Annotated in this window: 19 protein-coding genes; 8 read left to right on the forward strand and 11 right to left on the reverse strand. The window is 53.6% G+C overall.

The genetic code is table 11. The features are described from left to right. Positions 1-7: 7 nt before the first annotated feature. Complete coding sequence (locus R6H26_RS08885; protein ID WP_404790104.1) at positions 8-472, reverse strand: DUF4351 domain-containing protein; 465 nt, start codon at positions 470-472, stop codon at positions 8-10. Positions 473-484: 12 nt separating this feature from the next. On the opposite strand from R6H26_RS08885, the gene R6H26_RS08890 reads away from it, so the two are divergent. Continuing rightward, positions 485-763, forward strand: a complete 279-nt coding sequence (locus tag R6H26_RS08890) for a hypothetical protein (RefSeq protein ID WP_404790105.1) — start codon at positions 485-487, stop codon at positions 761-763. Positions 764-919: 156 nt separating this feature from the next. Here R6H26_RS08890 and R6H26_RS08895 read toward each other — a convergent pair whose 3' ends face one another. Continuing rightward, on the reverse strand, positions 920-1600 hold the full coding sequence (locus R6H26_RS08895) for an A/G-specific adenine glycosylase (protein ID WP_404790106.1): 681 nt from the start codon (positions 1598-1600) through the stop codon (positions 920-922). A gap of 49 nt (positions 1601-1649) precedes the next feature. Then, positions 1650-6317 (reverse strand): glutamate synthase large subunit, encoded by a 4668-nt coding sequence (gene gltB / locus R6H26_RS08900; protein ID WP_404791260.1) that lies wholly within the window; start codon positions 6315-6317, stop codon positions 1650-1652. A gap of 356 nt (positions 6318-6673) precedes the next feature. Between gltB and psaK the strand changes: the two genes are divergently transcribed. Beyond that, on the forward strand, positions 6674-6934 hold the full coding sequence (gene psaK, locus R6H26_RS08905; protein ID WP_404790107.1) for a photosystem I reaction center subunit PsaK: 261 nt from the start codon (positions 6674-6676) through the stop codon (positions 6932-6934). 25 nt (positions 6935-6959) lie between these two features. On the opposite strand, the gene R6H26_RS08910 is transcribed toward psaK, so the two are convergent. Next, positions 6960-7637: a TetR/AcrR family transcriptional regulator gene (locus R6H26_RS08910; RefSeq protein ID WP_404790108.1), complete on the reverse strand. Its 678-nt coding sequence runs from the start codon at positions 7635-7637 to the stop codon at positions 6960-6962. Positions 7638-7913: 276 nt separating this feature from the next. Between R6H26_RS08910 and R6H26_RS08915 the strand changes: the two genes are divergently transcribed. Next, the gene (locus R6H26_RS08915) at positions 7914-9419 is read left to right on the forward strand and encodes a Rieske 2Fe-2S domain-containing protein (RefSeq protein WP_404790109.1); all 1506 of its coding nucleotides are present in this window, start codon (positions 7914-7916) and stop codon (positions 9417-9419) included. Here the strand turns inward: R6H26_RS08915 and R6H26_RS08920 are convergent. The 6 genes from R6H26_RS08920 to R6H26_RS08945 form a co-directional block, all read right to left on the reverse strand. Beyond that, the gene (locus R6H26_RS08920) at positions 9416-10612 is read right to left on the reverse strand and encodes an MFS transporter (RefSeq protein ID WP_404790110.1); all 1197 of its coding nucleotides are present in this window, start codon (positions 10610-10612) and stop codon (positions 9416-9418) included. The genes R6H26_RS08915 and R6H26_RS08920 overlap by 4 nt on opposite strands. Positions 10613-10677: 65 nt before the next feature. Next, positions 10678-10947 (reverse strand): hypothetical protein, encoded by a 270-nt coding sequence (locus tag R6H26_RS08925; RefSeq protein WP_404790111.1) that lies wholly within the window; start codon positions 10945-10947, stop codon positions 10678-10680. A gap of 13 nt (positions 10948-10960) precedes the next feature. Then, on the reverse strand, positions 10961-11248 hold the full coding sequence (locus R6H26_RS08930; RefSeq protein ID WP_404790112.1) for a LuxR C-terminal-related transcriptional regulator: 288 nt from the start codon (positions 11246-11248) through the stop codon (positions 10961-10963). A gap of 68 nt (positions 11249-11316) precedes the next feature. Continuing rightward, on the reverse strand, positions 11317-12948 hold the full coding sequence (gene prfC / locus R6H26_RS08935; protein ID WP_404790113.1) for a peptide chain release factor 3: 1632 nt from the start codon (positions 12946-12948) through the stop codon (positions 11317-11319). A 116-nt stretch (positions 12949-13064) separates the two neighbouring features. Then, positions 13065-14951 carry a chloride channel protein gene (locus R6H26_RS08940; protein ID WP_404790114.1) on the reverse strand — a complete coding sequence of 629 codons (1887 nt, stop codon included), beginning with the start codon at positions 14949-14951 and terminating at the stop codon, positions 13065-13067. A gap of 110 nt (positions 14952-15061) precedes the next feature. Beyond that, positions 15062-16042: a sugar phosphate nucleotidyltransferase gene (locus R6H26_RS08945; protein ID WP_404790115.1), complete on the reverse strand. Its 981-nt coding sequence runs from the start codon at positions 16040-16042 to the stop codon at positions 15062-15064. Between the two features lie 146 nt (positions 16043-16188). Between R6H26_RS08945 and R6H26_RS08950 the strand changes: the two genes are divergently transcribed. From R6H26_RS08950 to R6H26_RS08970, 5 genes are all read left to right on the forward strand, one after another. Further along, on the forward strand, positions 16189-17640 hold the full coding sequence (locus tag R6H26_RS08950; protein ID WP_404790116.1) for an LCP family protein: 1452 nt from the start codon (positions 16189-16191) through the stop codon (positions 17638-17640). 767 nt (positions 17641-18407) lie between these two features. Beyond that, the gene (psbU, locus tag R6H26_RS08955) at positions 18408-18836 is read left to right on the forward strand and encodes a photosystem II complex extrinsic protein PsbU (protein ID WP_404790117.1); all 429 of its coding nucleotides are present in this window, start codon (positions 18408-18410) and stop codon (positions 18834-18836) included. 33 nt (positions 18837-18869) lie between these two features. Then, the gene (locus R6H26_RS08960) at positions 18870-19628 is read left to right on the forward strand and encodes a photosystem reaction center subunit H (RefSeq protein ID WP_404790118.1); all 759 of its coding nucleotides are present in this window, start codon (positions 18870-18872) and stop codon (positions 19626-19628) included. A gap of 25 nt (positions 19629-19653) precedes the next feature. Continuing rightward, positions 19654-20160: a phosphoribosyltransferase gene (locus R6H26_RS08965; protein ID WP_404790119.1), complete on the forward strand. Its 507-nt coding sequence runs from the start codon at positions 19654-19656 to the stop codon at positions 20158-20160. Positions 20161-20879: 719 nt separating this feature from the next. Beyond that, positions 20880-21323 (forward strand): hypothetical protein, encoded by a 444-nt coding sequence (locus R6H26_RS08970; protein WP_404790120.1) that lies wholly within the window; start codon positions 20880-20882, stop codon positions 21321-21323. 201 nt (positions 21324-21524) lie between these two features. On the opposite strand, the gene R6H26_RS08975 is transcribed toward R6H26_RS08970, so the two are convergent. Further along, a complete protein-coding gene (locus tag R6H26_RS08975; protein WP_404790121.1) occupies positions 21525-22229 on the reverse strand; it encodes an MBL fold metallo-hydrolase in 705 nt (234 codons plus the stop codon). Positions 22230-22246 lie beyond the last annotated feature (17 nt).

The following is a 22246-nucleotide window of genomic DNA, read 5'->3' on the forward strand; positions in this document are numbered from 1 at the left end:
GGTGAATTTAATTTTTTTGTTTCTGCAACCAGGTCGGCAAATCAGTGGGGCTTGAGAAATCTAGGAGTGCTTCGCCAAGGTTTTCGAGCTGAATGAGGGAAAGCGATTGAATTTGGGTTTGCATTGCTGGAGCAATGGTACCGATGCGCCGCACGAGCTGACGGAGAATGAGGGCTTGGGCTTCTTTGAGAGCACCGCGTTGTTCGCCACGCTGTTCGGTCTGCTGCTCCCACTCTAAGTATGCTTGCGGTAAAGCCATCATTAGCCCCTCTTCTGCGTCAACCTGACCTGCAATCTCAAGGCTAATTTTCCAATTTGCCAATAGCCTCAGTATAGCGGCACGCCTCGGATCGCTGGTATCAAAGGCAATGGCTCGATCGATGGCCTGTTTTTGCGTTTGGCCTTTGCCCAGCAGCCGTAAGAGCAGGGTATCTTCATGGTTGGGAAGTTGATTGATAGCCACGATCGCCATTTTGAATGAAGGATGGAAGCAGTAGAACGTGCCAATCGAACGGCTAAGAAGCAATGGGGAGGACTGGCTTATATTCTGGCAGGAATACAACAACTCAATCGGCAGGAATTGTTTGAAGCCGAAATTGAAATTGCCGATGAAGTTTCTCACGTGCGGGTCGGAGCGATTGCGATCGCCAATGTTGCACCGCCTACTTCGGCCTTAGCTCAAGGATTGGGACAGATCGTTCCCGATGATGGGATTCTGCGAGCGATCGAGGATGTTGCTGAGTCTGTGGCAAAGGTTTGCTGAGAAAACCGAGAAGGCGGTCGGAACGCCAACAATGCCAACAATAATGTTCGAACTCCAAACGAACTTGCGTCACCTGCGCAGACTGGAAGCGGATTTCAACCCGAACAGGAGAGCATTCTCGTCACCTCCCGCGCGGAGCATTGCCGCAGGAAATATTCAATCGCTGGATTGATTTAATTCGCGATCCATTGCGATTTTATTGAAATGACAACACTTCTGTTGCAACGGACATTTGCTGCAACGAGGCTTTCTGGCAACGCAAACCAACGCTCCAAAATCCAGCAGAGTGAGGTTCCATCGACCGACATCTCGATCGGGCGCGATCGCATCCGCTGCCGCCCACAGAATTTTGCAGCGCGACTTAACGCGATCGCCCTGCAAGCCAAAGAAGCGTTCGAAGATCCTGGCCACGTTTGTATCGAGCACTGCTGTGGATTGCCCAAACGCATTGGCGCAAATGGCACGTGCGGTGTATTTGCCGACGCCTGGAAGTAAAAGCAATTCTTCCTCTGAGGCCGGAATGTTTCCCCCATAATTTTCTACAACGATCTTTGCCGAACGGCACAGCCGTTCGGCTCTGAATGCAAGGCCGAGGGGTTGCAGGAGTTGGGCGACTGCTTCGATTGGGGCTGTTGCTAGGACTTTAAGATTTGGATACTCGATCGAAAAAGCTTCGTAGATCGGTGCCGCAGTTGCAGCTGTCGTCTTTTGCAGTAAAAATTCGGCTACAAAGATCGAATAAGGATCGGTCGTGCGCCTCCAAGGAAAGTCTCGGAGGTTGCTCGCCGCCCACGTCGACAGCCGCTTTCGAAACCATTTCACGCTATCCGCTTGCATGTTTGGATGTTAACGCGCGCCGGATGAGGCGATCGAATCACCTTAGCCCCTAAGGAGTAGCCGTCAAAACCTTGCCCGACTCCACCTGTAAATTCGCCTCAGGCCGATCGCCCTCTGAAGGCGGCACCACTTGCCAGAACATAGGCAAATAATTCGCCCAGTCTTCTAGAATTTCCCGAGCTTTGACGCTGCCCGTACGATCGGCATGGGCTTGAATCAGATCCATGAGTTGCCGTTCCCCAGCCTTCGTAATCACCCGTTGAATCTGAACGATTTCAGGATTCACTTTTGTCGGAAAACTCCCCTCCTCATCTAGAAAGTAAGCCAACCCGCCCGTCATCCCCGCTCCCACATTCCGACCCGTCGGCCCTAACACCGCGATCGTGCCGCCCGTCATGTACTCGCAGCAGTGATCGCCCGCGCCCTCGATGACGGCATCGGCTTTGGAATTTCGGACGGCAAACCGTTCTCCAGCTCTGCCGTTGGCAAAGAGAGCGCCTCCCGTCGCACCGTAGAGACAAGTGTTGCCGATAATGACGTTATCCGCCGCCCTAAAGGAAGCGGTCGGCACTGGCTTGATGATAATTTCGCCGCCGTGGATGCCTTTGCCGACATAATCGTTGGCTTCCCCGATGAGGTTGAGGGTCATCCCCGGCAGGATAAATGCGCCAAAACTCTGGCCCGCACTGCCCGTAAAGTTGAGGGCAATCTGCCCCCTAAACCCAGCATCGCCGTGTTTCTTGGCGATCGCCCCTGCAATCCGCGTCCCCACCGTGCGATCGGTATTCACGATCGGGTAAGTCTTTTCAGCCTTGGAGTGGGTGTGAATCGCAAGCTGAATGCTGGCATCGGCCAATAGCTCGTCGTCGAGGACGGGGCCGTTGCCGTGCACCGTCTCGTGGTTCAGCCAAGCGCGATCCGCGCGCGTGTCTGGGAGTTGGGTGAGGCAGTCTAGATTCAGGGCTGCGGTCTTAGAGGCTCGCACATCCGCCCGCACTTTAAGCAGATCGGCACGACCCGTCACTTCAGAGAGGGAGCGATAGCCCAACTTTGCGAGCAAAGAACGAACTTCTTCGGCAATGTAGACAAAGAAATTCACGACATGCTCTGGAATGCCTGTAAAGCGCGCCCGCAAGTTCTCTTGCTGCGTCGCAACGCCCACGGGACAGTTATTGGTATGGCAAATCCGGGCCATAATGCAGCCCTCGGAAATCATGGCGATCGAGCCAAAGCCGTATTCTTCCGCGCCCATGAGCGCCGCCATCAGCACATCCCAGCCCGTCTTGAGACCGCCATCCACGCGCAGCGTCACGCGATCGCGCAGTTGATTTTCCATCAGCACGCGGTGGACTTCCGTCAGGCCCAGTTCCCAGGGACTTCCCGCATGTTTGATCGAGCTGAGGGGAGACGCGCCTGTACCGCCATCATGGCCTGAAATTTGGATGATGTCTGCATTGGCCTTCGCGACGCCTGCCGCAATGGTACCGATGCCCACTTCAGCCACCAGCTTGACCGAAACCTGCGCTTGGGGGTTGATCTGGTGCAGGTCAAAGATGAGCTGCGCCAGATCTTCAATGGAATAAATATCGTGGTGGGGCGGGGGCGAAATCAGCGTCACCCCTGGCTTAGACCGTCGCAGCGAAGCAATGTAAGGACTCACCTTTTTGCCGGGAAGTTGGCCGCCTTCCCCCGGTTTTGCCCCCTGAGCCACCTTAATCTCAAGCTGTTTGGCGCTCATCAGGTACTCCGGCGTAACGCCAAACCGACCGGATGCAATTTGCTTGATCGCGGAGCTGGCCGTGTCGCCCTGGCGCAGTCCTTTCAGGTGGGGCAACAGCGCCGAGCGACCCTCTCCATCCACGTCCTCCAGAATTTCGTAGCGGACGGGGTCTTCTCCACCTTCGCCGGAGTTGGACTTACCGCCGATGCGATTCATCGCGATCGCCAATACTTCGTGGGCCTCGCGAGAAAGCGCGCCCAGAGACATCCCGCCCGTACAGAACCGCTTTACGATCGATTCGACGGGTTCTACTTCTTCAAGGGGGATAGACGGGCGATCGCCTTCAAACATCAGCAGATCGCGCATCGCCGTCGCGGGACGGTTTTGGAGCAGGTTTTTGTAGAATTCGTAGCGATCGACGTTCTTCTCGGCAATGGCCTTGTGCAGCGCCTTGGCAACCTCTGGATTGTTCATGTGATACTCGCCGCCGGGGCGATACTGCACGAATCCAAAGTTTTCCAATTTTTTAAGATTGAGTTCGGGAAAGGCCCGGAGGTGGAATGCCATCACCTCTTGAGCTAACTCATCGCAGGTCAAGCCGCCCAACCGCGAAGCCGTGCCGTAGAAACCCAACCGCAACAATTCCGACCCGATGCCGATGGCTTCAAAAATCTGAGCGCCCTGATAGCTGGAGAGCAGCGAAATGCCCATTTTGGACAAAATCTTGAGCAAACCGCCTTCTACGGCCTTGCGGAAGTTGTGCTGCGCGGCCTCTACAGGCATCTTGGCAACCTTGCCGCGCTCCATCAGCTTTTGAGTGCGCTCGTCGGCCCACCACTGCCGCACGGACTCTAGGGCGAGATGGGGGCACACCGCGCTGGCGCCATAGCCGATCAGGCAAGCAAAGTGATGGGTGCTCCAACACTGGGCGGTATCTGCAATCAAAGACGCCTGCATCCGCAAGCCCTGTCGGATCAGGTGGTGGTGGACTGCGCCCACTGCCAGGAGGGGCGGAATGTAGCTGGTTGCATCGGTCAAGATCGCGGGGCGACCGGAGAGATCGGCGCGATCGCTCAGGATCAAAATCGACGATCCGGCCCGCACTGCCGCTGCCGCTGCTTCGCAGAGGCGCTCGACTGCCTGCCGCAGACCGCTCGGCCCATCGGCAACGGCAAAAAAGGTGGAAAGGGTTGTCGCCCCAAACTCGGAAGCGCGGATGAAGTCAAGCTCGCCATCATTGAGAACGGGAGACTCCAGTTTTAGCAACCGAGCCGATTCCGGCTGACGGTCCAGTAAGTTGCCCCGCCGTCCCAAAGACATAGACAGAGACATCACCAGCTTTTCCCGGAGCGGATCGATCGCCGGATTCGTCACTTGGGCAAAGCGCTGCTTGAAGTAGTCGTACAGAACGTGGGGCCGCTCGGACAGCACCGCCAGAGGGATGTCATCCCCCATGCAGAACGTGGGTTCCTTCCCATCCTGGGCCATGGCCTGAACGACCATCTCCACGTCCTCAGTGGAATAGCCAAAGGCCGTCTGCTGCCTGAGGCAATCGGCTGCATCCAACGTAGGAGCTGCCAAAAACGTCTTCTCCGGTAGATTGACTCGATACTTGCTCAGCCATTCTCCGTAGGGATGCTGGTTCGAGACGCGCTCTTTGAGCTGCCAGTTGGTCAATACCTCATGGCGCTCTAGATGGACGGCAATCATTTGCCCAGGGCCGAGACGGCCCTTGGTTACAATACTGGCCTCATCCACCGGAATACTGCCCGCTTCAGAGGCGACGATAACCAGCCCGTCTGTTGTGGTGCAGTAGCGGGCCGGACGCAGACCATTGCGGTCGAGGGTGGCGCCTACGACTTTGCCATCGCTGAAGGCAATCAAGGCGGGGCCGTCCCAAGCTTCTTGAAGGCCGCTGTAGTATTCGTAAAAATCGACGATTTCAGGATGCTTGGCCAAGTCCGGCTGGTTCTGATAGGCTTCCGGCACCAGCATCATCAGCGCTGCCATGGGGGTGCGGCCCGACTGCACTAGCAATTCCATCGCATTGTCTAGGTTGGCGGAGTCGCTGTTGTCGGGGTTGACGACGGGCTTCAGGTCTTCAATGCGATCGCCCCAGCTCTCGCTGCTGAGGGTGGCCTGCCGCGCCACCATCCAATTCACGTTGCCCAAAAGGGTATTGATTTCGCCGTTGTGTCCCAAAAAGCGCATGGGTTGCGCTAGGGGCCATTTGGGCAAGGTATTGGTGCTAAAGCGACGGTGGTACAGGGCAAAAACGCTGACGTACGCGGGATTTTGCAAATCCAAATAAAACTCGCCCAGCACCGCAGAGCGCACCATACCCTTGTAAATAATAGTGCGACCGGACAAGGAACAAAAGTAAAAGTCTTTGGCCCAAGATTCTCCAGTTTGGTTGACGGCTTTCTCGATCCGCTTGCGAACCAAGTACAGATGTTGCTCTAAGGATTGCCGATCGGCTGGGCCGCTCCCAGTGGCCTCTAAAAAAAGCTGCTCGATCTGCGGTTGGTTTTCTTTAGCTTGACGGCCCAGACAAACGGGATAAACCGGAACCTCTCGCCAACCGAGGACGGATAGGTTTTCTTCTCGGGCGATCGCCGCTACAATGTCCCGACATCGCGTCGCGGCGACCGGATCGGCAGGCAAAAAGACCATCCCCACGCCCGTTCGATCGGGGTTTGGCTCGGTCTTGCCTTGTTCTGCAAACCATCGCGCGAACAACGCCCAAGGCAAAGCCGTCATGATCCCCGCACCATCGCCCGAATCTTGGTCTGCGCTGCATCCACCCCGGTGTTCTACGCACGTCAAACCAAACAGCGCCTTCTGGATAATATCGTGGGTCGCCTGACCGTGCTGATGGGCAATAAACCCTACCCCGCAGGCATCGCGTTCCTCCACCAACCAAGGCTGACCGCCATAGCCCGTATCTTTAGGCAACGGAGCGTTTTGTACGTCGGCCTTAACGTTGAGATTCTCCATGGCGAATTGGTTCATGACCTAAGTGAATAAGGGGATTCAGATTAGCAGCAAACATCCTGCATTGCTGTCACAACCGCGACGAAACGGCCAAACGATCGATTTGCCCTGAAAGCAAGGCTCAGCAATACTGTTAAGACTTCTATCGTAACGTAAAACTATCCCGAGGAGTCAGGAGAGCGGGCAATCGCAGCCCTAGAAATCGCTTCGACCTGAAATCTTCGAGTCCCATCAAATTACCCCAAGACTTTCTCTGGATTCATTAACTATTGATGCAGCTTTAGCAATGAGTGCTGCATTCTCTGATAAATAAAACAGCTAGAATCCATAAAGTTCATCAGAGCGCAAGGAGAACCCTTTTGTTTACCCCCACATTACTCGCGGTTGCTGTCAGAGCAGCAGATTGGAGCCCAACAGTTGCTATCGTTATGGTGATTGCAAACGTGCTGGCGATCGCCTTTGGTAAGCTGACCATCAAGAATCAAAACACGGGCGCGGCCATGCCAGCCTCCAACATGTTTGGCGGATTTGGCTTAGGCGCGGTGTTGGGCACGACGGCCTTCGGCCACATTTTAGGTGCGGGAGCCATTCTGGGTTTAACCAACCTGGGCGTGCTGTAAACAGACGCTTCTCGCTTGTAAGATTTTACGAAGTTGGCAGCGCTGAACCCTCAGCGCTGTTTTTATGAGAAGGTCTGCTTTCCGTTCCCTGAACCTTCAGAAGCAGGCCGTTCATTAAAATGTCGGCCAGGGTGTCCGCAACCTGGGCTTCGGCTTGCGGAATATCCCGAGCATCAAGGAGTGGATTGTCGAACCAGCTCATGCCCAAAAATATAGCAAGCAAGACTTGGGCGACGTTGGACGCCTTCAGCGGCCTGTAAAAACCTCGATCGATGCCGTTTTGAATGTAGGCTTCTAAAACCTCTAGCATTTGTCGCAAGCGCTGATGCTGAATGGCTTGGCAAAGTTCGGGATGAAATGGGGTTTGGATCAGGCAGACCTTAACCAGGTCGGCGTGGAGGTGGACATCCTGAAGTCGGTGGCGCAAGAGACCGACCATGTCTTGACAGTCGGAGACTTCGCAAAGGGTTTCTAGCAAGTCGTTCAAGAGCGCATCCCATCCGCGGCTCATCACCGCAGCCAAGATCGATTTTTTGCTTTCAAAATGTCTGAATAGCGTCCCTTCGGCGACGCCTGACAGTTCTGCAAGTTGTTTGGTGGTGGTGCGATCGTACCCTTGAGCGGCAAATAGGCGCTCTGCTGCCGTTAGGATACGGTGCTGGATCTTTTGTTCTGAGGTCAGCTTAAGCTGTTGTAACAGCATGGCACGCACCAGACATTTGATAGCTTCATTTTCGAATAGCCCTTCAGTGCGTGGGATCGATCGTGTTGATTCTTGATGAAAGTTAGCAATCCATGCATGGTCAAAGTCGCCCTCGATCGCAATTCTGGCTGGAATCCGGTGTGCCCTACAGGAAGTGTAAGGCTCCGCACTCCTACGAGATGCGGTATTTCATCCAGCTCGACGTGCAAGCGGCTTAAAACAGTTAGACTCAGGACATGGCAGAATGTAAAGAAACGTTGCACGCTCTCTTTCCCTATGAACCGTCCTTCATCTCCTCCGGTGTTGCAAGCGACCCTCAACGCTTTGACAGAAAATGCGATCGCCTCCAATCTAGAGCAGTCAGCGAGTGCCGCAAGTTCGGTCCTTGCAACGCCGCCAGCCGCGCTTTTGGCAGGCGGACCGGACCCCCAGCACTTTGACTGGGCCGAAGTTTGGTACCCCATTTACGCCATTGAAGACTTAAACCGCAGTGCGCCCATCCCCTTTACGCTACTGGGTCGGGATCTGGTCATTTGGTGGGAACCTACCGCCCAGCAATGGCGAGTCATGGAGGATAAATGCCCCCACAGGCTAGCGCGGCTTTCTGAAGGCCGGATTTCAGAGGCGGGTTACCTGGAATGTCCGTATCACGGTTGGTCGTTTTCCGGTAGCGGGCAATGCGAGCACATCCCGCAACTGCCGGAAAATGCCGCAGCGCTGCAATCGCCCAGAGCTTGCGTAAAATCGTTGCCGACAGCCACGCGCCAAGGATTTCTATTTGTATACCCAGGCAAACCGGAAAACGCTGCAAAGACAGCGATTCCGATCGTCGAGGCCATGGAAGAAACCCCGGAAAAGTGGGTTTGTATCAATATCGTCCGAGACTTACCCTATGATGCCCTGACCCTACTGGAAAACGTGCTAGATCCGAGTCACGTGCCCTATACCCATCACCGTACCGTGGGAAATCGGGCCAACGCAGCGCCCGTGGACTTAGAAATGCTCGACTACGGCAAGCACGGATTTACGGGCAAGTGGAAAGAAGGCCCTCGAAGGGGCACTTTGGGGCAACAGGATACGCGATTCATCGCGCCCAATCTGATGTATCACGATTTAACCTCGAAGCAGTTTGGCCGCACGCTGACGGTCGTGTATGCCGTGCCGATCCGCAAAGGCGAGTGTCGTTTGATCGCTCGGTTTCCGTTTAAGTTTTCGTCGCCGTGGCCGGGACGCTTCATTCGCCTGACGCCGAGCTGGTATTCTCACATCGGCCAAAATGCAATTTTAGAAGACGATCAGATTTTTCTCCACCACCAGGAGCGCTCCCTGGAGGCGGCAGGCGGCAGCGATCGCCTTTCTAAAGCGTTCTATTTGCCCACAAAGGCGGATCTGTTTGTCTCCCAACTTCACCAATGGCTGAGAGATTATCAGGCCGAGCCCTTTCCTGGTGAGGCGCTCCCCGCGGCGGCGCGCTCTAAAGCCGAGCTTTTAGATCGCTACCATTCCCATACGGCGCACTGCGCGAGCTGTCGCGGGGCGCTGGCCAATCTCAAGCGCATCCGATTGGGGTTGGCTGCCATCAGTACGATGGCCTGGGCCGCCATACCGCTTTTGATGGCTTGGGGCCAAACCCTGCCGACCTTGTATTCGGCGGCTTCGAGCCTAATGGCGTTGAGTTGCTTGGGCGGCTGGGCAGCGCTGGGTCAATTGGAGCGACGCTTTTATGTAGGTCGAGCGGTCCCGCCCCGAAATCTACCTGAGAAATCGAAAAAGAAGAATTAGGAGACTTTTTGCGCTGGCGTGTATTGCTGCCGCTTAGAGAACGCGAAAACCAGGACTGAAAAGGTCAAAATGCCCGCGAGGTAAAACGGGTAATGGTAGGTGATTGGATTTTCCCGATCGATAATCGCTCCTGCGACCATAGGACCAAAGGCATTAGAAACGTTGAGGTAGGATGCATTGAGTCCCATTGCCGTACCTTGCACGTCAGGTTTAGAGTTCAGCGAAATGAGGGTAGTAATCATGGGCTGCACCAGCGCGTTGAACATCGCAAACACGACCGTCACGCCGATAAAGTAAGCGATGTTGGGGAAGTTGGGCATTAGCAGAAATGTAAGACTGCGGATCAGCAGTCCCAAGAATAAAATCTTGACGAGGCTCATGCGCTGCGCGAGGAACCCAATCCCTTTAGATTGCATTGCGACAGAAATGAGTCCGAATCCTGCAAACAAGAGGGTGAGAGACTCTTGGTCCTGCTTGAGGACGTGAATAAAGTAGGGCTGAAAGGCAAAGGTAAAAATTGTAAACGTAGCGCCAATTAAAAAATTGATCGCTAGCAAAATGCCGACTCGCGGAATCGCTAGTCCCGTAATCAAATTCCCCAAACCAATATCCCACCATTTCTCGGCTTTAGCCGCCTTGGCCTGCAAGGTCTCCGGGAGCGCAACCAAGACGAGGATGAGGGCAACGAGGGCGATCGCGCTGGAAGACAAAAATCCCGCCCCTAAGGAATACTGTTGGGCACCTAAGCTTAAGATCGGCCCCACAATAAAACCCAGACCAAAGGTAACCGCGCCAAATAAACCAAACGCCTTAGCCCGCAATTCTGAGGGGGTAACATCCGAAACAATGGCCTGGGCGACAGAGACATTGCCGCCAGTAATGCCGTCTAAAAACCGAGCAAAAAATAGCAGGGCAGCACTGCTCGCCGTTCCGGCCATAAAATTGGCGACGACGGTGCCGGCCAGGCTGATAATCAGTAGCGGCTTCCGGCCAAACCGATCGGAGAGTTTGCCAATGATAGGGGTTGAGATAAACTGAGCGCCCGCATAGGCAGCAAACAAAAGACTGGTTTGGAAATCGCTCAGTCCAAACTGCTTTCCGTAGAGGTACAGAATGGGGATGAGAATGGTAAAGCTGAGGGAATTTGCAAAGGCAATAAAGAGCGTAATCCAAAAGGTGCGGGGCATGAACAAACTCAGCAGAAGACTCGTCCCATCATACTTTGCCGAACTGCAACGGGCATGTTCTCGGACATGCCCTACAGGATCTCAAACGCTCCAAAGCGATCGCCGTAGTAATTCAGAATTTCGAGAACTCTCGCTTCGTCTTCAGGGCCAGCAAGGTTTTTTGCCGCAATTCGCAGTCCGCCAATCTGACCGAGCGTATAGTCAAACTGTGGGGAGGTCTGGGGTAGCAGCTCTACCTCAACGCCAGGAACCTGACGGAGATGCGCTGCCACCTCTCGGTAGACAGAGAGCGGCACTTTAGCCCAAGCAAGCGTTTCGGGAATGGTTTGCACAGAAGACATGGGATTTCGCGGGCTAAGAACCTGTCGTTACTTCCTGAGGCGGGTTAAACACCGGAAGCGCGCAGCAGTTCACATCGTCCAGACAGACCTTGCCCCACTGCAACGCCCATCGCACTAAAGCAACGCGGTTATCCGTTGAGGTTTTGGTCAAAATGTTGCTGATATGGTTGTCGACCGTGCGCTTGCTAATTTCTAACTGCTCGGAAATTTCTTGATTCGTCAACCCAGCGGCCACTAGCTCAATCACCTGAAGTTCCCGCTCTGAAAGCGCTTGGTTATCTTGAGGAGTGCCGTTTGTCATGCCCTTGCAATTCCGTATAAATACTTAATGAGCTAATTGTAAACGGTTTTTTGCTTTTGCGCAGATTTTTAGGATTGCGTCTTGGGCTCGGTTCCCGAGACAACTGGGGCGATCCGACTCAGGTTCAAGTCAGGGAGATCTGTCATGAGCTGCTGCACGTTCCACTCGTTGCGAAACAGCAAAACGGGGCGTCCCCAGCTATCTTTAACGGTGGCGGCATTAAAAATCCGGCCCGCTTTGTCTAGGATTTCCCAACCGCCGCTCACCCAGCGGGCTGCGGTATAGGGCAGGAGTTCCAACGCGGTTTCGACACCGTACTCGTTTTGCAGCCGGAACTGAATCACCTCAAATTGAAGCTGCCCCACTGCGGCTAAAATCGGGTCGCGCTTGGACTCGTCCACAGAATACATAATCTGGATTGCACCTTCTTCTTGCAATTCCGAGACGCCCTTTTGGAACTGCTTGAATTTAGAAGGGTTTGGGTTTTTGAGGTAGGCAAACAACTCTGGCGAAAAGCAAGGGATGCCTGCATACTCTAGTTTCTTGCCGCAGAAAATCGTATCGCCAATCGCAAACATGCCGGGGTTGTTCAGCCCGATCACGTCGCCTGGATAGGCCTCTTCGATGGATTCGCGCCCTTGGGCAAAGAGCTTTTGAGGGCGAGACAAACGGATGCTTTTGCCCGTGCGCGCGTGCTGGACGGTCATGTCTTTTTCAAACTTTCCAGTACAGACGCGCACGAAGGCCACGCGATCGCGATGTTTGGGGTCCATGTTGGCCTGGAGCTTAAAGACAAACCCCGTAAAGTCTTCGTGGGTGGGCTCGATGAATCCCAGGGTGCTGCTGTAGGGACCGGGTTTCATGGCGTAGTCTAAAAACGCATCTAGAAATAGCTCTACGCCAAAGTTGGTCATGGCGCTCCCAAAAAAGATGGGCGTCATTTTGCCCCGGCGCACGAGGTCGAGGTCGAGGGCCGAACCCGCCTCCGATAGGAGTTCTAGCTCGTCTTTCAGTTGGTGGTACAGATCTGGCTCTAGCAGCGTTTCGATATTCGGATCGCCCAGTTCGATAATGGTGTTGCGGGCTTCTTTTCTGCCGTGTTGGCTGCGCTCGAACAGGTGGATCTGCTGTTTGCGTCGGTCGAAAATACCCTTAAAGCGATCGCCCGTTCCAATCGGCCAGTTGACTGCATAGGTTTGCAGCCCCAACTCCCGTTCGATTTCGTCCAAGAGCTCGATCGGCTCGCGACCGGGGCGATCGAGCTTATTGACAAAGGTGAAGATGGGGAGCGATCGCATCTGGCACACTTCGAACAGCTTGCGAGTCTGAGGCTCTAGCCCCTTGGCCGCGTCGATGAGCATGACGGCATTGTCCGCAGCCGCGAGGGTGCGATAGGTATCTTCGCTAAAGTCTTGGTGTCCGGGGGTATCTAGGAGATTGATCTGGGCATCGCCGTAGATAAATTGCAGCACCGTCGAGGTGATGGAGATTCCCCGTTGCTGCTCCATGGCCATCCAGTCAGAGGTGGCGTGGCGCTGAGCGCGCCGCGCTTTCACGGCTCCTGCCTCGTGAATGGCTCCCCCGTATAGCAGCAGCTTTTCCGTCAGTGTCGTCTTTCCGGCATCCGGGTGGGAGATGATGGCAAAATTGCGGCGATGCTCGACGGCCTCGGCAATTTCAGTTTGTAGTTCGGTGGACATTCGCAGCCAGACGCTCTTTGAAACAACGGATCGGTCTTCGTCAATTATAGATGGGCATCGCGATAGTTCCTAAGCCCGAACGTTAGGAGATACCCATCTCAGCAGAAACTCAAGCCTCAGGAACGAACGGGCATATCTGCTGCCATCGCCTCATAAGCATCGAGCGCTGCTTGAGTGCTGGCCGAATCTGCGGCAATATCGACCTGTTGCTGTTCTAGGACACCCAAAACTTTACGGGGATTGGCCGCATCCACAACGGGTAACAACTGGAGACCTCGGGCAACCATTCGTTCTGTGGCCTTTCTCACCAACTCGTCCGGGTAAGCGCACAGGATTTCTTTCGTGCAAATGTCCTTGAGGGTTTGAGGGGGGACTAAACTCCGATCGACCAGCGAACTTGCGGGGAGCAAATGGCGTCTGATATCCGCTAAAGAGACAATTCCCATGAGTTGTTGCGCGGCATCCCACACCAAGACCGTAGAGCGTTTTGCCTTGACCATTGCCCGACCCGCATCCGTCACCGGCATAGTTTCGATCAAGGCGGCGTAGTCCGTCCCCATCACCTCTGCTACCGTCACCTGCTGAAGCCAGTCTCGGTCGTCGATTTGGCGCACGTTAACCCCCATTTGCGGGAGCGCCAAGGCATGAACTGCGGGCATCGCATTCATTCGCTCTACAATCCAAACGCTCACGCCCACTGCGGCCATCAAGGGCAAGATAATTAGATAGTTTCGCGTTAGTTCGAACAGGAGCAAAATTGCCGTCAGCGGCGCGCGGGCGCTGCTGCCGAGCACCGCCGCCATGCCCACCATCGCATAGGCCGCAGGAGAGGCGATCGCATCGGCAATGACCGGAGGCAAAAACGTATTGAGGACCTGACCGTAAATTGCGCCCAAGCAAGCTCCTAGAAACATCGCTGGGGCAAAAATGCCGCCCACGAGACCGCTGCCGAGACTCAAGGCCGTCGCCAATAACTTCACGGGCAGCATAATCAGCAGCACGCTTAAAGGGAAAGCCCCACCTTTTAGAATCACTTCCAATGTACTGTAGCCAATCCCCAAAATTTGGGGCACGACCAAGGCAATTAGCCCCACGATTGCGCCGCCAAGGGCGGGCTTGAGGAGAGGTGGAAGACGGCCAACCCAAGCGACTGCAGACCATTCCCCTTGAAAAAGCTGTTCGCAACAGCGAATGGCTTGGGTGTAGGCGAGGGATACGCCGCTGGCCAGGATGCCCAACCCCAGGTAACACAGCCACTCCCAATTACTCAGGACCTGGTAGGTCGGTAGGTCGAACTCTGCCTGCACGCCGAACACCGCCCGCGCGATCAAAGACGAAACGACGGCGGAAAGCAGGATCAAGCTAGCGCCTTGGGTCGTAAATGCCTGACCCAATACGACTTCTAGGGCAAAAAAGACGCCTGCAATGGGGGCGTTAAACCCCGCTGCCAAGCCTGCTGCTGCCCCTGCTCCCAACAACAGGCGGTAGCGTTCTTTCGCGACTTGAAACCCCTGGCCGAGCAGGACGCCTACAGTAGCCCCAATTTCTACGCTGGGGCCTTCCGGTCCGAGGGAGGCTCCAGTCCCCAAAGAAAGGGCTGCTCCCAATAGCTTGAGGACGGGACGCAAGGGCGAAATCGGCTGCTCGCGGCTATCGCTCAGCAGGGAACTCCAACCCTGGCCGAAAAACTCTGGCAACTGCCACCGCAGCAGCCCCACCATCAGACCGCCGATCGCCGGAATCAACGCCAGCGTCCAAGGCCCTAGGGGAGAAACCACGCCCATCAGGGTTTCGAAACTCAGATCTTCAATGCTTCGGGTCAAAAAGCGGAACAGGGCGATCGCCAACCCTGTGGTCCCCCCGATCAAAAAGGCCGCTACCAAAATGAGCGATTCGGAGGGAATCTGAAGGCGATTCAGAGCGCTGGTGAGGCGATCGCTAAAGGTGAGAGATTGAACTGGCTCTGGCGGTAGAACGTTTGGGGTGGGCGGAGAAACGGTCATCTAGCGGAAATATTCTCCCGTTAGGGCATGGCTATCGACGATCTTAGCGCTTTGCAGCGGCTAAGATCGAAGAATCGCAAGGATCTGTCCGCATCCCCGCCCGGCCATCGCTAAACGGCTAAGGTTCCAGGGGCATAACAGCCCGGTGCCAAGGGGCAGTCGATCAGCGACTGCGCTCCCACGATCGTGCCAGCGGCGATATGGGCCTTTGGTCCCAAAAATGTCCCCGCACCGATAAAGCACGGTCCTTCCAGCTGCGCTCGGTCATCGACTTGGGCGGAATTGGCAACCCACGCGGAAGGCTTGACCTCGATCGCTTCCTTCACCAGAGCGCAGGGCATCTGACCCGTCAACATATCGAGCTGACCCTGAATGTATTTGGCAGGGGTGCCCAGATCCATCCAGTACCCCTCCCAAATAAACCCTGTCACCCGCTTATTTTGGGCCAGCAGATCTGGAAACACCTTTCGCTCAAAACTCAGGGGCCGATCGGCAGGATAGTCTCGAAACAGCTCGGGTTGTAAAATATAGGTGCCAGCATTGATGGTATCGATTCCAAGCTGAGCGGCTTCTTCAGCAGTCGGTTTCTCTCGGAATGCCTTGATGGGTTTTGCCTGAGCCGACCAAGTTCCCGCTCGATCGGGTGGGTCGATCAGCTCCACGAGACCAAAGGCGGTAGGGTCCTCGACCCGTGCCAGCGTTAAAGTCGCATCCGCTTGGGTTTCAAGGTGAGAGCGAATCAGGGCCTTGAGGTCTAAATCGGTCAGAATATCGGCGTTGAAGACGATTAAAGGATCGCCACTGTAGTACGGCTCCGCTAGCTTCATGGAGCCTGCTGTGTCTAAAGGAGTAGTCTCTAAGATGTAGCGGATCTGCACGCCAAAATCAGAGCCATCCCTAAAGTAGTCTTGAATTTGGGCTGCTTGGTACTGAACGTTCATTAAAATATCGGTTACACCCGCCTCCCTGCAACGATCTACCATCCAGGTGAGAAAAGGACGGTCTAAAAGGGGCAACATAGGTTTGGGGCTGCGATGGGTCAGCGGGGCTAACCGGGTTCCTTTGCCACCAGCGATGATAACAGCTTGCATAGAGATGACTTAGCTCAAGTGTTTTTAGGTAAAAGGACTTGTAGAAACAGTCGAATTGTGTAGAATCATAGCGTTGCTTTGCAAATAACTGGTAAAGCAGTACATTCATCCCCAACTCATCCCAATATGCGGTAAGTGGAGTCATTGTGGTAAGAGGCGTCAATTCAGCAGCCGGACGGCAACCCAATTCGTCCTCTCAGAATCCTGGCAAGCGCATCGTTACGTCTGGATCGAAGGGGCGGGCAGTGGCGATCGCCGCATCTCAGCCGCAAAGAACGCCGCTGCGATCCCTCCGTTGGACACTCGTTTTTGCGGGAGTAATTGCAGTTTCCGCCAGCTTGGGTGCAACCATCGCTCTGCTCATGCCGGTTAACCTAACGCAGCAGACTGGAGAAAAAGCAGTTGGCTTTGAAGACTTATTTAAAAATGGATTCCAGTACGGTATTTCCCGTCCGGTCAATATTTTGGTCATGGGCATCGACCAAGGTTTAGACACCGAGGAAGCTCCAAAAGGCGCTAAAGGCCCCAGCGATATGCTGAGCAGCCGCAGCGACACCATGCTGTTAGTGCGGCTCGATCCAGACACCAATAAAGCCAATGTACTCACCATCCCGCGAGACACTAAGGTCGAAATTCCGGGCCTGGGCACTGAAAAAATCAATGCTGCAAACTGGAAAGGCGGAGCCGAACTGGCCTCTGAAGTAGTCAGCAAAACCCTAAACGACGTTCCGGTCGATCGCTATCTTCGGGTCAGCACGCTTGCTTTTGTCGAGCTCGTCGATGTGATGGGGGGAATTGAGGTCTTCGTGCCGAGACGCATGAAGTACGATGACTTCACTCAGAAGCTTCATATCGACCTGAAGCCGGGACTTCAAACCTTAAATGGCGAGCAGGCTCAGGGCTTTGTTCGCTTTCGCCACGACGATTTAGGCGATATCGGGCGCACTCAACGACAGCAGATGCTGCTGAAGGCGCTTCAGAAAAAATTCCAGAATCCGCTCATGCTCGCGCGGCTCCCTCAAATTTTTTCAGTGCTGCAAAAACATATCGACAGCAACATGAGTTTAGGCGAGATGCTGGCGTTGGTGCAGTTTGGAGTGCAAACCCAGCACAGTCAGTTTCACATGGTCATGCTGCCGGGACGATTCAGCGCTCCTGACGAATTCGAGCTGAGCTACTGGTTAATGGATCCGTCTGCGATGAGCCGGGTCATGAAAACCTACTTTGAGACAGAGCCTGTCGTCGATCCCACGATTTCTTCTATAGACGAACCCACGACAGAGACGGACAACCCCGCCGACCTCAGGGTTGTCGTCCAAAATGCCTCTGAGGATCCTCAAGGAGGCCAACGCATGGCAGATGTTCTCCAGCAGGCTGGATATACAAATATTTCTATCGATGAAGATTGGCCCGAACCTTTAGCGCAAACTCAGGTCGTGCCGCAATGGGGAAATTTGGAAGCCGCTGAAAAGCTCCAACAGTCGATAGGCAACGGCGAAATCGTGTCGGATTCTACGGGCAATTTGCGCTCCGATCTGACCGTTCGGGTGGGTCGCGACTGGGCTAAGGCTCAGAAGGCAGCTAAGCCCCAGCAATAGGGCATGCCCGCGATTTGGGGACGAACATTTAGAATGTAGCAGCTTCAAGCTTAAGCACTCTCTACTTGCTCAGGGATATATCGTACCGCGACATTAAAGTTCTGAGAGATATAAGGCGATCGTATGTCTTTTCTCGGATTGCCCCCTGGATAGATGTCAACCTGTGGCCTCAAGCCCCAAACTGACTTTATCTGCAAGCTCACAACATCCTCAAATTGTTGCCCTATCCTCCAAAAGTAGGACCCTGCTTTTGTGCAGAGAGAATTCTCGCGGATTACACGATGCAGGGGGGTAACGCCGTCTATGTCCATCCAGGGAGCGCAGCCGCTTCAGGTGGCAAAGATATCATTGATGCCGAGATGGCGATGCAGATCGATGGTGCTTGAAATCAGCGTGCTGTAGGAGCGTAAGACCTTGCGCGCTTATGGGACTGTTACCTTCATGCATTAAAAACCTTTAGCCCCACCCTGGAGAAGATGCGAAAATGAACAATTTAATGCCGCCTCCTGGAACAAAAGTTGGATTTCCGCTATGGAAATACCTCAATCAACCGCTCTTTAGAGAAAGTACGGTTTTGAATCCATTTAAATTTTGGCATTGCCATAGGATGAAGTCCTTGGAACGTTGCTGGGAGCAAAATCCCGTTGCGTTTTTAGAACGTTGTTGGCGGCAAACCTGCGAATCCGATGTGGAAAATCAATCGACAGAAAGTAATTAGCACTGTCCTGAGATCGTAGATTTTTGGTTTGAAGAAGGAGGGTTTTGAAATGTTGGTAAAACGTTTGGCAAACTTTCTGGGACTCATGGGTACGATTTGCGTGTGGGTTTTAATTTGGGTTCAACCCGTTACGGCAATGGATTTGACACTGCCCCAGTCCACCCGCATCCTGGCGGTAGAAACGCCCCTGGGAAATGTTGTAGATGAGAAATTGGGGAGCGAGTTTGGACAAAAGCTCGATCTAAACAACAGCAACATTCAAACCTTTACGCAATATCCGGGTCTCTACCCTAACCTGGCTCGGGCGATTATCAAAAACGCGCCCTACGTAAAAGTTGAAGATGTGCTCGATATTCCGGGACTGAGCGATCGCCAGAAAGAGACGCTGCAAGCCAATCTGGACCACTTCACCGTCACTGCGGTCGAAAAAGCCCTCGTCGAAGGAGAGGATCGCTACAATCCCGGCATTTACAAGTAAAGTACGTTCTGCTCGTCAGAGCGGAGGTCGTTTATGCTCAATATTATTCGTCGCAGTCAAATTGTTGGGTCGCGGATCGTAGATAGTACAACCGCCGATCGGTTGGACTACCTGGAAGAAGTTTGGTCGGATAGTTCGGGGCATGTTACCTACTTGTCTGGGAAAGAAGGATATCTTTCTCTCGCTCAAGTTTCTGGGGTGGGGGGCGATGCGGTATCTGTCTTTCATCGGCTCGCGATCGAGCCGTCAGAGAATCTGCGGTGCTCGTATCGGCTCCCCGTTCAGTCTTCTCTAGGGCTTCCCCTCGGCTGGGTGGAAGATTTTCTATTCGATTGGCATACCGGAGAAATCTCCGCTTACATCCTGGCGGGGGACATTGCCGCTCCCTTTGGAGGCCGAGCCGTACTCTTCCCTGAAGATGTCGAAGCCGTTGTTGCCGAAGCCATCATCGTAAGAGAAGGCAGCGAAGATCGCCTCAAAAGCGAATCGGAGGGGTTAAAAGGGTTCTTGAGCGAAAAATCTCGCCAAGTGCAAGACTTGGTCCGTACGATGGGCGATCGCCTCCACAACCCGATCTCGCCCCAGGATAAACCGGAGGTCGTCCGCGTCAAAATCAAGGCTGTGAGCGACGAACTGGCAACCTCTGGCCATCATGACCGCCACGCTTTGCAAGAGGCAACGGACTTTCTCCACCATCAATGGGAAAGCCTACAGCACAGTATCAGTCGTGCGGGTCATCGAGCGAAATCTGCCTTGGATAAGGCATGGATAAACCTTGCCGGGAAAAAATAAAGGGATTGCATACCCTTGTCAAAGCTTGAGCGGGAGCATTGCATATAGCAACTATTACGCTTCAAGTTTCTACTGTCAAACCCTTGGGCGATCGCGTCTATCGCGGCGATCGCCCGCCACGGATCTGCGCGATCGTATCGTCATTCTCGTCGATGACGGTTTGGCTACAGGTTCGACGATGCGGGCTGCGATCGCCGCAATCCGCCAACAATCTCCGCAATGGATGGTGGTGGCGGTTCCAGTGGGAGCACCGGATACTTGCGATGCAATCCGAGGAGAAGTAGACGAGATCGCTTGTTTTACGACCCAAGATCCGCTCTGTGCGATCGGCCTTTGGTACGAAAATTTTACGCAAACGACGGATGAAGAAGTCTGCAAGTTGTTACAGAAAAACATCGTGCGTCGTAGGCCAAAAGCCTCAATGGCCAAAAAGCAGTCATTGAAGCGCGGGAGGGTAGCGTCACGAACAGTATTTCCAAACAGAACGTTCAAGAACGGCTTGTTTCAATCCCGGCTGGTTCGGTGCAGTTAGAGGGGACGCTCGCGCTCCCTCAAGGTGCGCAAGGGATTGTCCTATTTGCCCGCGGTAACGGCAGCAGTTGCTACAGTCCGTGCAATCGTTACGTTGCTGAGGCTTGCAGGATGCTACCCTTGCCACTTTACTGCTCTCTGCGAACGTGAAAACTCTTGCTAATCGTTTTTCTAAATTCATTGGGATGCATGATGCTGTGATGGATTATTCATCAATCGCTTCGAGTTTTATTGTGCGGTTTAATTCCAATTCAACAAATCTAGAACATAACCGAGGAATTTTGGACGAAGTTGACGGTTTTGCGCCGAAGGCATAAAGAGTGCAGACGATGTGAAGATACGTCAGGAATTGTTGCGACAAATTGGGTACAAGCTTTAACATCTCGATCTTCACAAATTCCTCAACTTGTTTGTCTAGCCTAGCTAAATAGTATGGATTTGCATAGCAAAGAAAATCTCTGAGCAATAGACCTCTTGCGTGAATATCTTAGCGATTAAAATCGCGGCCACAAAAACGATGTCCGCCTAAGCCTTACGGCTGCTTCGCAAGCACGGACGTAAGAGAAATGCAGATTTAGTCTGCGCAAGCGAAGCCAGCCTTCAGGCTTAGGCAGACTTTATTCTTGTAGCCCCGTTAGTGGAGCGTTTCCGCAGGAAATATTCATTTGGAGGGCTTCGAGGATTCATGCAAGAGTTCTAATAGATAACGGCAGGATAACTATGACAGCTAAGTATCAAGAGAAAATCATTACACTGTGGGCAATCTTTTTGTTGGGAACCCTATTTCACACTCAACTTGGCTTAATGCCACTGTTTCACAACCAAGCCGTTGCAATTCACGGCGCTCGCGAAACGGACAATATCGCCTGGATTCTGTGGTCGATGCTGGGATTTTTTGCCGTACCTATGATTGCGATGGTTGCAACGCTCTTCGATGACTCGAAATGCTATCGGTCACTTCACTTTGGTATCACAATTTTTTACTCGGCGATGAATTTTTTCCACACCGTTGCGGATTTACTAGTGAAGCCGATCGCCTGGTATCAGGTTGCCTTAATGGCGATGTTATTCACGATCGGGCTTGTGCTCAATCTGGTTTCTTTCCAGTGGATGCAAGAACGAAACTACCACAAATTGTGGCGAGAGCGACAAACGATCTTTTGATGCAAAACAACGTCGAAGACGCGATCTTTAGAAAAATCATTTATTGCCTTGATGAATACCATCGATAGTTTAGCGAACCCAGAATCATGGCTATCACAAATAAAACATGCCGATGAGAATGCCGCCCGACAAGGCCGTTACCCAGTTGAATTCAGCCATATTCACCTCTTGCTTAGAGTACGGAGATGCGATCTCATTTATTTAGCGCAAGGCCGTCGCCAGGACTTTACCGCAGAGTTCATTCGCAGGTACTGCCTCCATCATTTTCTTCGGATCCGGGAGGTTTAATTTGCCCATCAATTCGATAAATCCTGCCCGCGTGCGTCCGGCAAATCTAGGGTTCCATCGTTTTTCTTCGCCAATCGTCGATACGGAATGTCCGCGATAGTCATGGGCCGGATACACCAGGGTTTCGTCAGGGAGGATAAATAAACGTTGGGTCACGGAGTCGTACAGAGTCCCCGCATCGCCGCTTTGGAAATCCGTGCGTCCGCAGCCTCGAATGAGCAGTGCGTCTCCCGTCAGGACCCGATCCGAGTTAACCAGATAGGCGTAGTGACTGTCCGTATGACCTGGCGTGGCGATCGCCTCAATCTCGATACCGCCCACTTGCAAAACTTCTCTATCCTTGAGAAATCGGTTGGCGCAAGTTGCGTGAGCGTTTTCCGGGACGGCACTTTCGCAACCCGTGAGATCGTGCAATTTCCCCGTCCCGGTAATATGGTCGGCGTGAATATGGGTTTCTAAACAGAACTTGAGCGTCAATCCGAGTTCATTCATAAGCTTTAGGTCGCGCTCGACTTGCTCTAGAACCGGATCTACCAGGACTGCTTCTTGTGTAAACTCATCTGCGATCAGATAGGTGTAAGTCCAGGTATCTTGGTCGAATAATGGTCGGAATAACATCGCAATGCTCCTTCAAT

It is taken from the genome of Altericista sp. CCNU0014 (assembly GCF_044923475.1).
Taxonomy (GTDB): domain Bacteria; phylum Cyanobacteriota; class Cyanobacteriia; order Thermosynechococcales; family Thermosynechococcaceae; genus JAAURS01.

Coding starts and splice junctions, on each gene's coding strand:
- R6H26_RS08890 (WP_404790105.1), top strand. CDS start 485: ATGGAAGCAGTAGAACGTGCCAATCGAACGGCTAAGAAGCAATGGGGA.
- psbU (WP_404790117.1), top strand. CDS start 18,408: ATGTTGGTAAAACGTTTGGCAAACTTTCTGGGACTCATGGGTACGATT.
- R6H26_RS08930 (WP_404790112.1), bottom strand. CDS start 11,248: ATGACAAACGGCACTCCTCAAGATAACCAAGCGCTTTCAGAGCGGGAA.
- R6H26_RS08960 (WP_404790118.1), top strand. CDS start 18,870: ATGCTCAATATTATTCGTCGCAGTCAAATTGTTGGGTCGCGGATCGTA.
- R6H26_RS08945 (WP_404790115.1), bottom strand. CDS start 16,042: ATGCAAGCTGTTATCATCGCTGGTGGCAAAGGAACCCGGTTAGCCCCG.
- R6H26_RS08915 (WP_404790109.1), top strand. CDS start 7,914: ATGAACCGTCCTTCATCTCCTCCGGTGTTGCAAGCGACCCTCAACGCT.
- R6H26_RS08910 (WP_404790108.1), bottom strand. CDS start 7,637: ATGCTGTTACAACAGCTTAAGCTGACCTCAGAACAAAAGATCCAGCAC.
- R6H26_RS08970 (WP_404790120.1), top strand. CDS start 20,880: ATGACAGCTAAGTATCAAGAGAAAATCATTACACTGTGGGCAATCTTT.
- gltB (WP_404791260.1), bottom strand. CDS start 6,317: ATGGAGAATCTCAACGTTAAGGCCGACGTACAAAACGCTCCGTTGCCT.
- R6H26_RS08975 (WP_404790121.1), bottom strand. CDS start 22,229: ATGTTATTCCGACCATTATTCGACCAAGATACCTGGACTTACACCTAT.
- prfC (WP_404790113.1), bottom strand. CDS start 12,948: ATGTCCACCGAACTACAAACTGAAATTGCCGAGGCCGTCGAGCATCGC.
- R6H26_RS08925 (WP_404790111.1), bottom strand. CDS start 10,947: ATGTCTTCTGTGCAAACCATTCCCGAAACGCTTGCTTGGGCTAAAGTG.
- R6H26_RS08895 (WP_404790106.1), bottom strand. CDS start 1,600: ATGCAAGCGGATAGCGTGAAATGGTTTCGAAAGCGGCTGTCGACGTGG.
- R6H26_RS08940 (WP_404790114.1), bottom strand. CDS start 14,951: ATGACCGTTTCTCCGCCCACCCCAAACGTTCTACCGCCAGAGCCAGTT.
- R6H26_RS08885 (WP_404790104.1), bottom strand. CDS start 472: ATGGCGATCGTGGCTATCAATCAACTTCCCAACCATGAAGATACCCTG.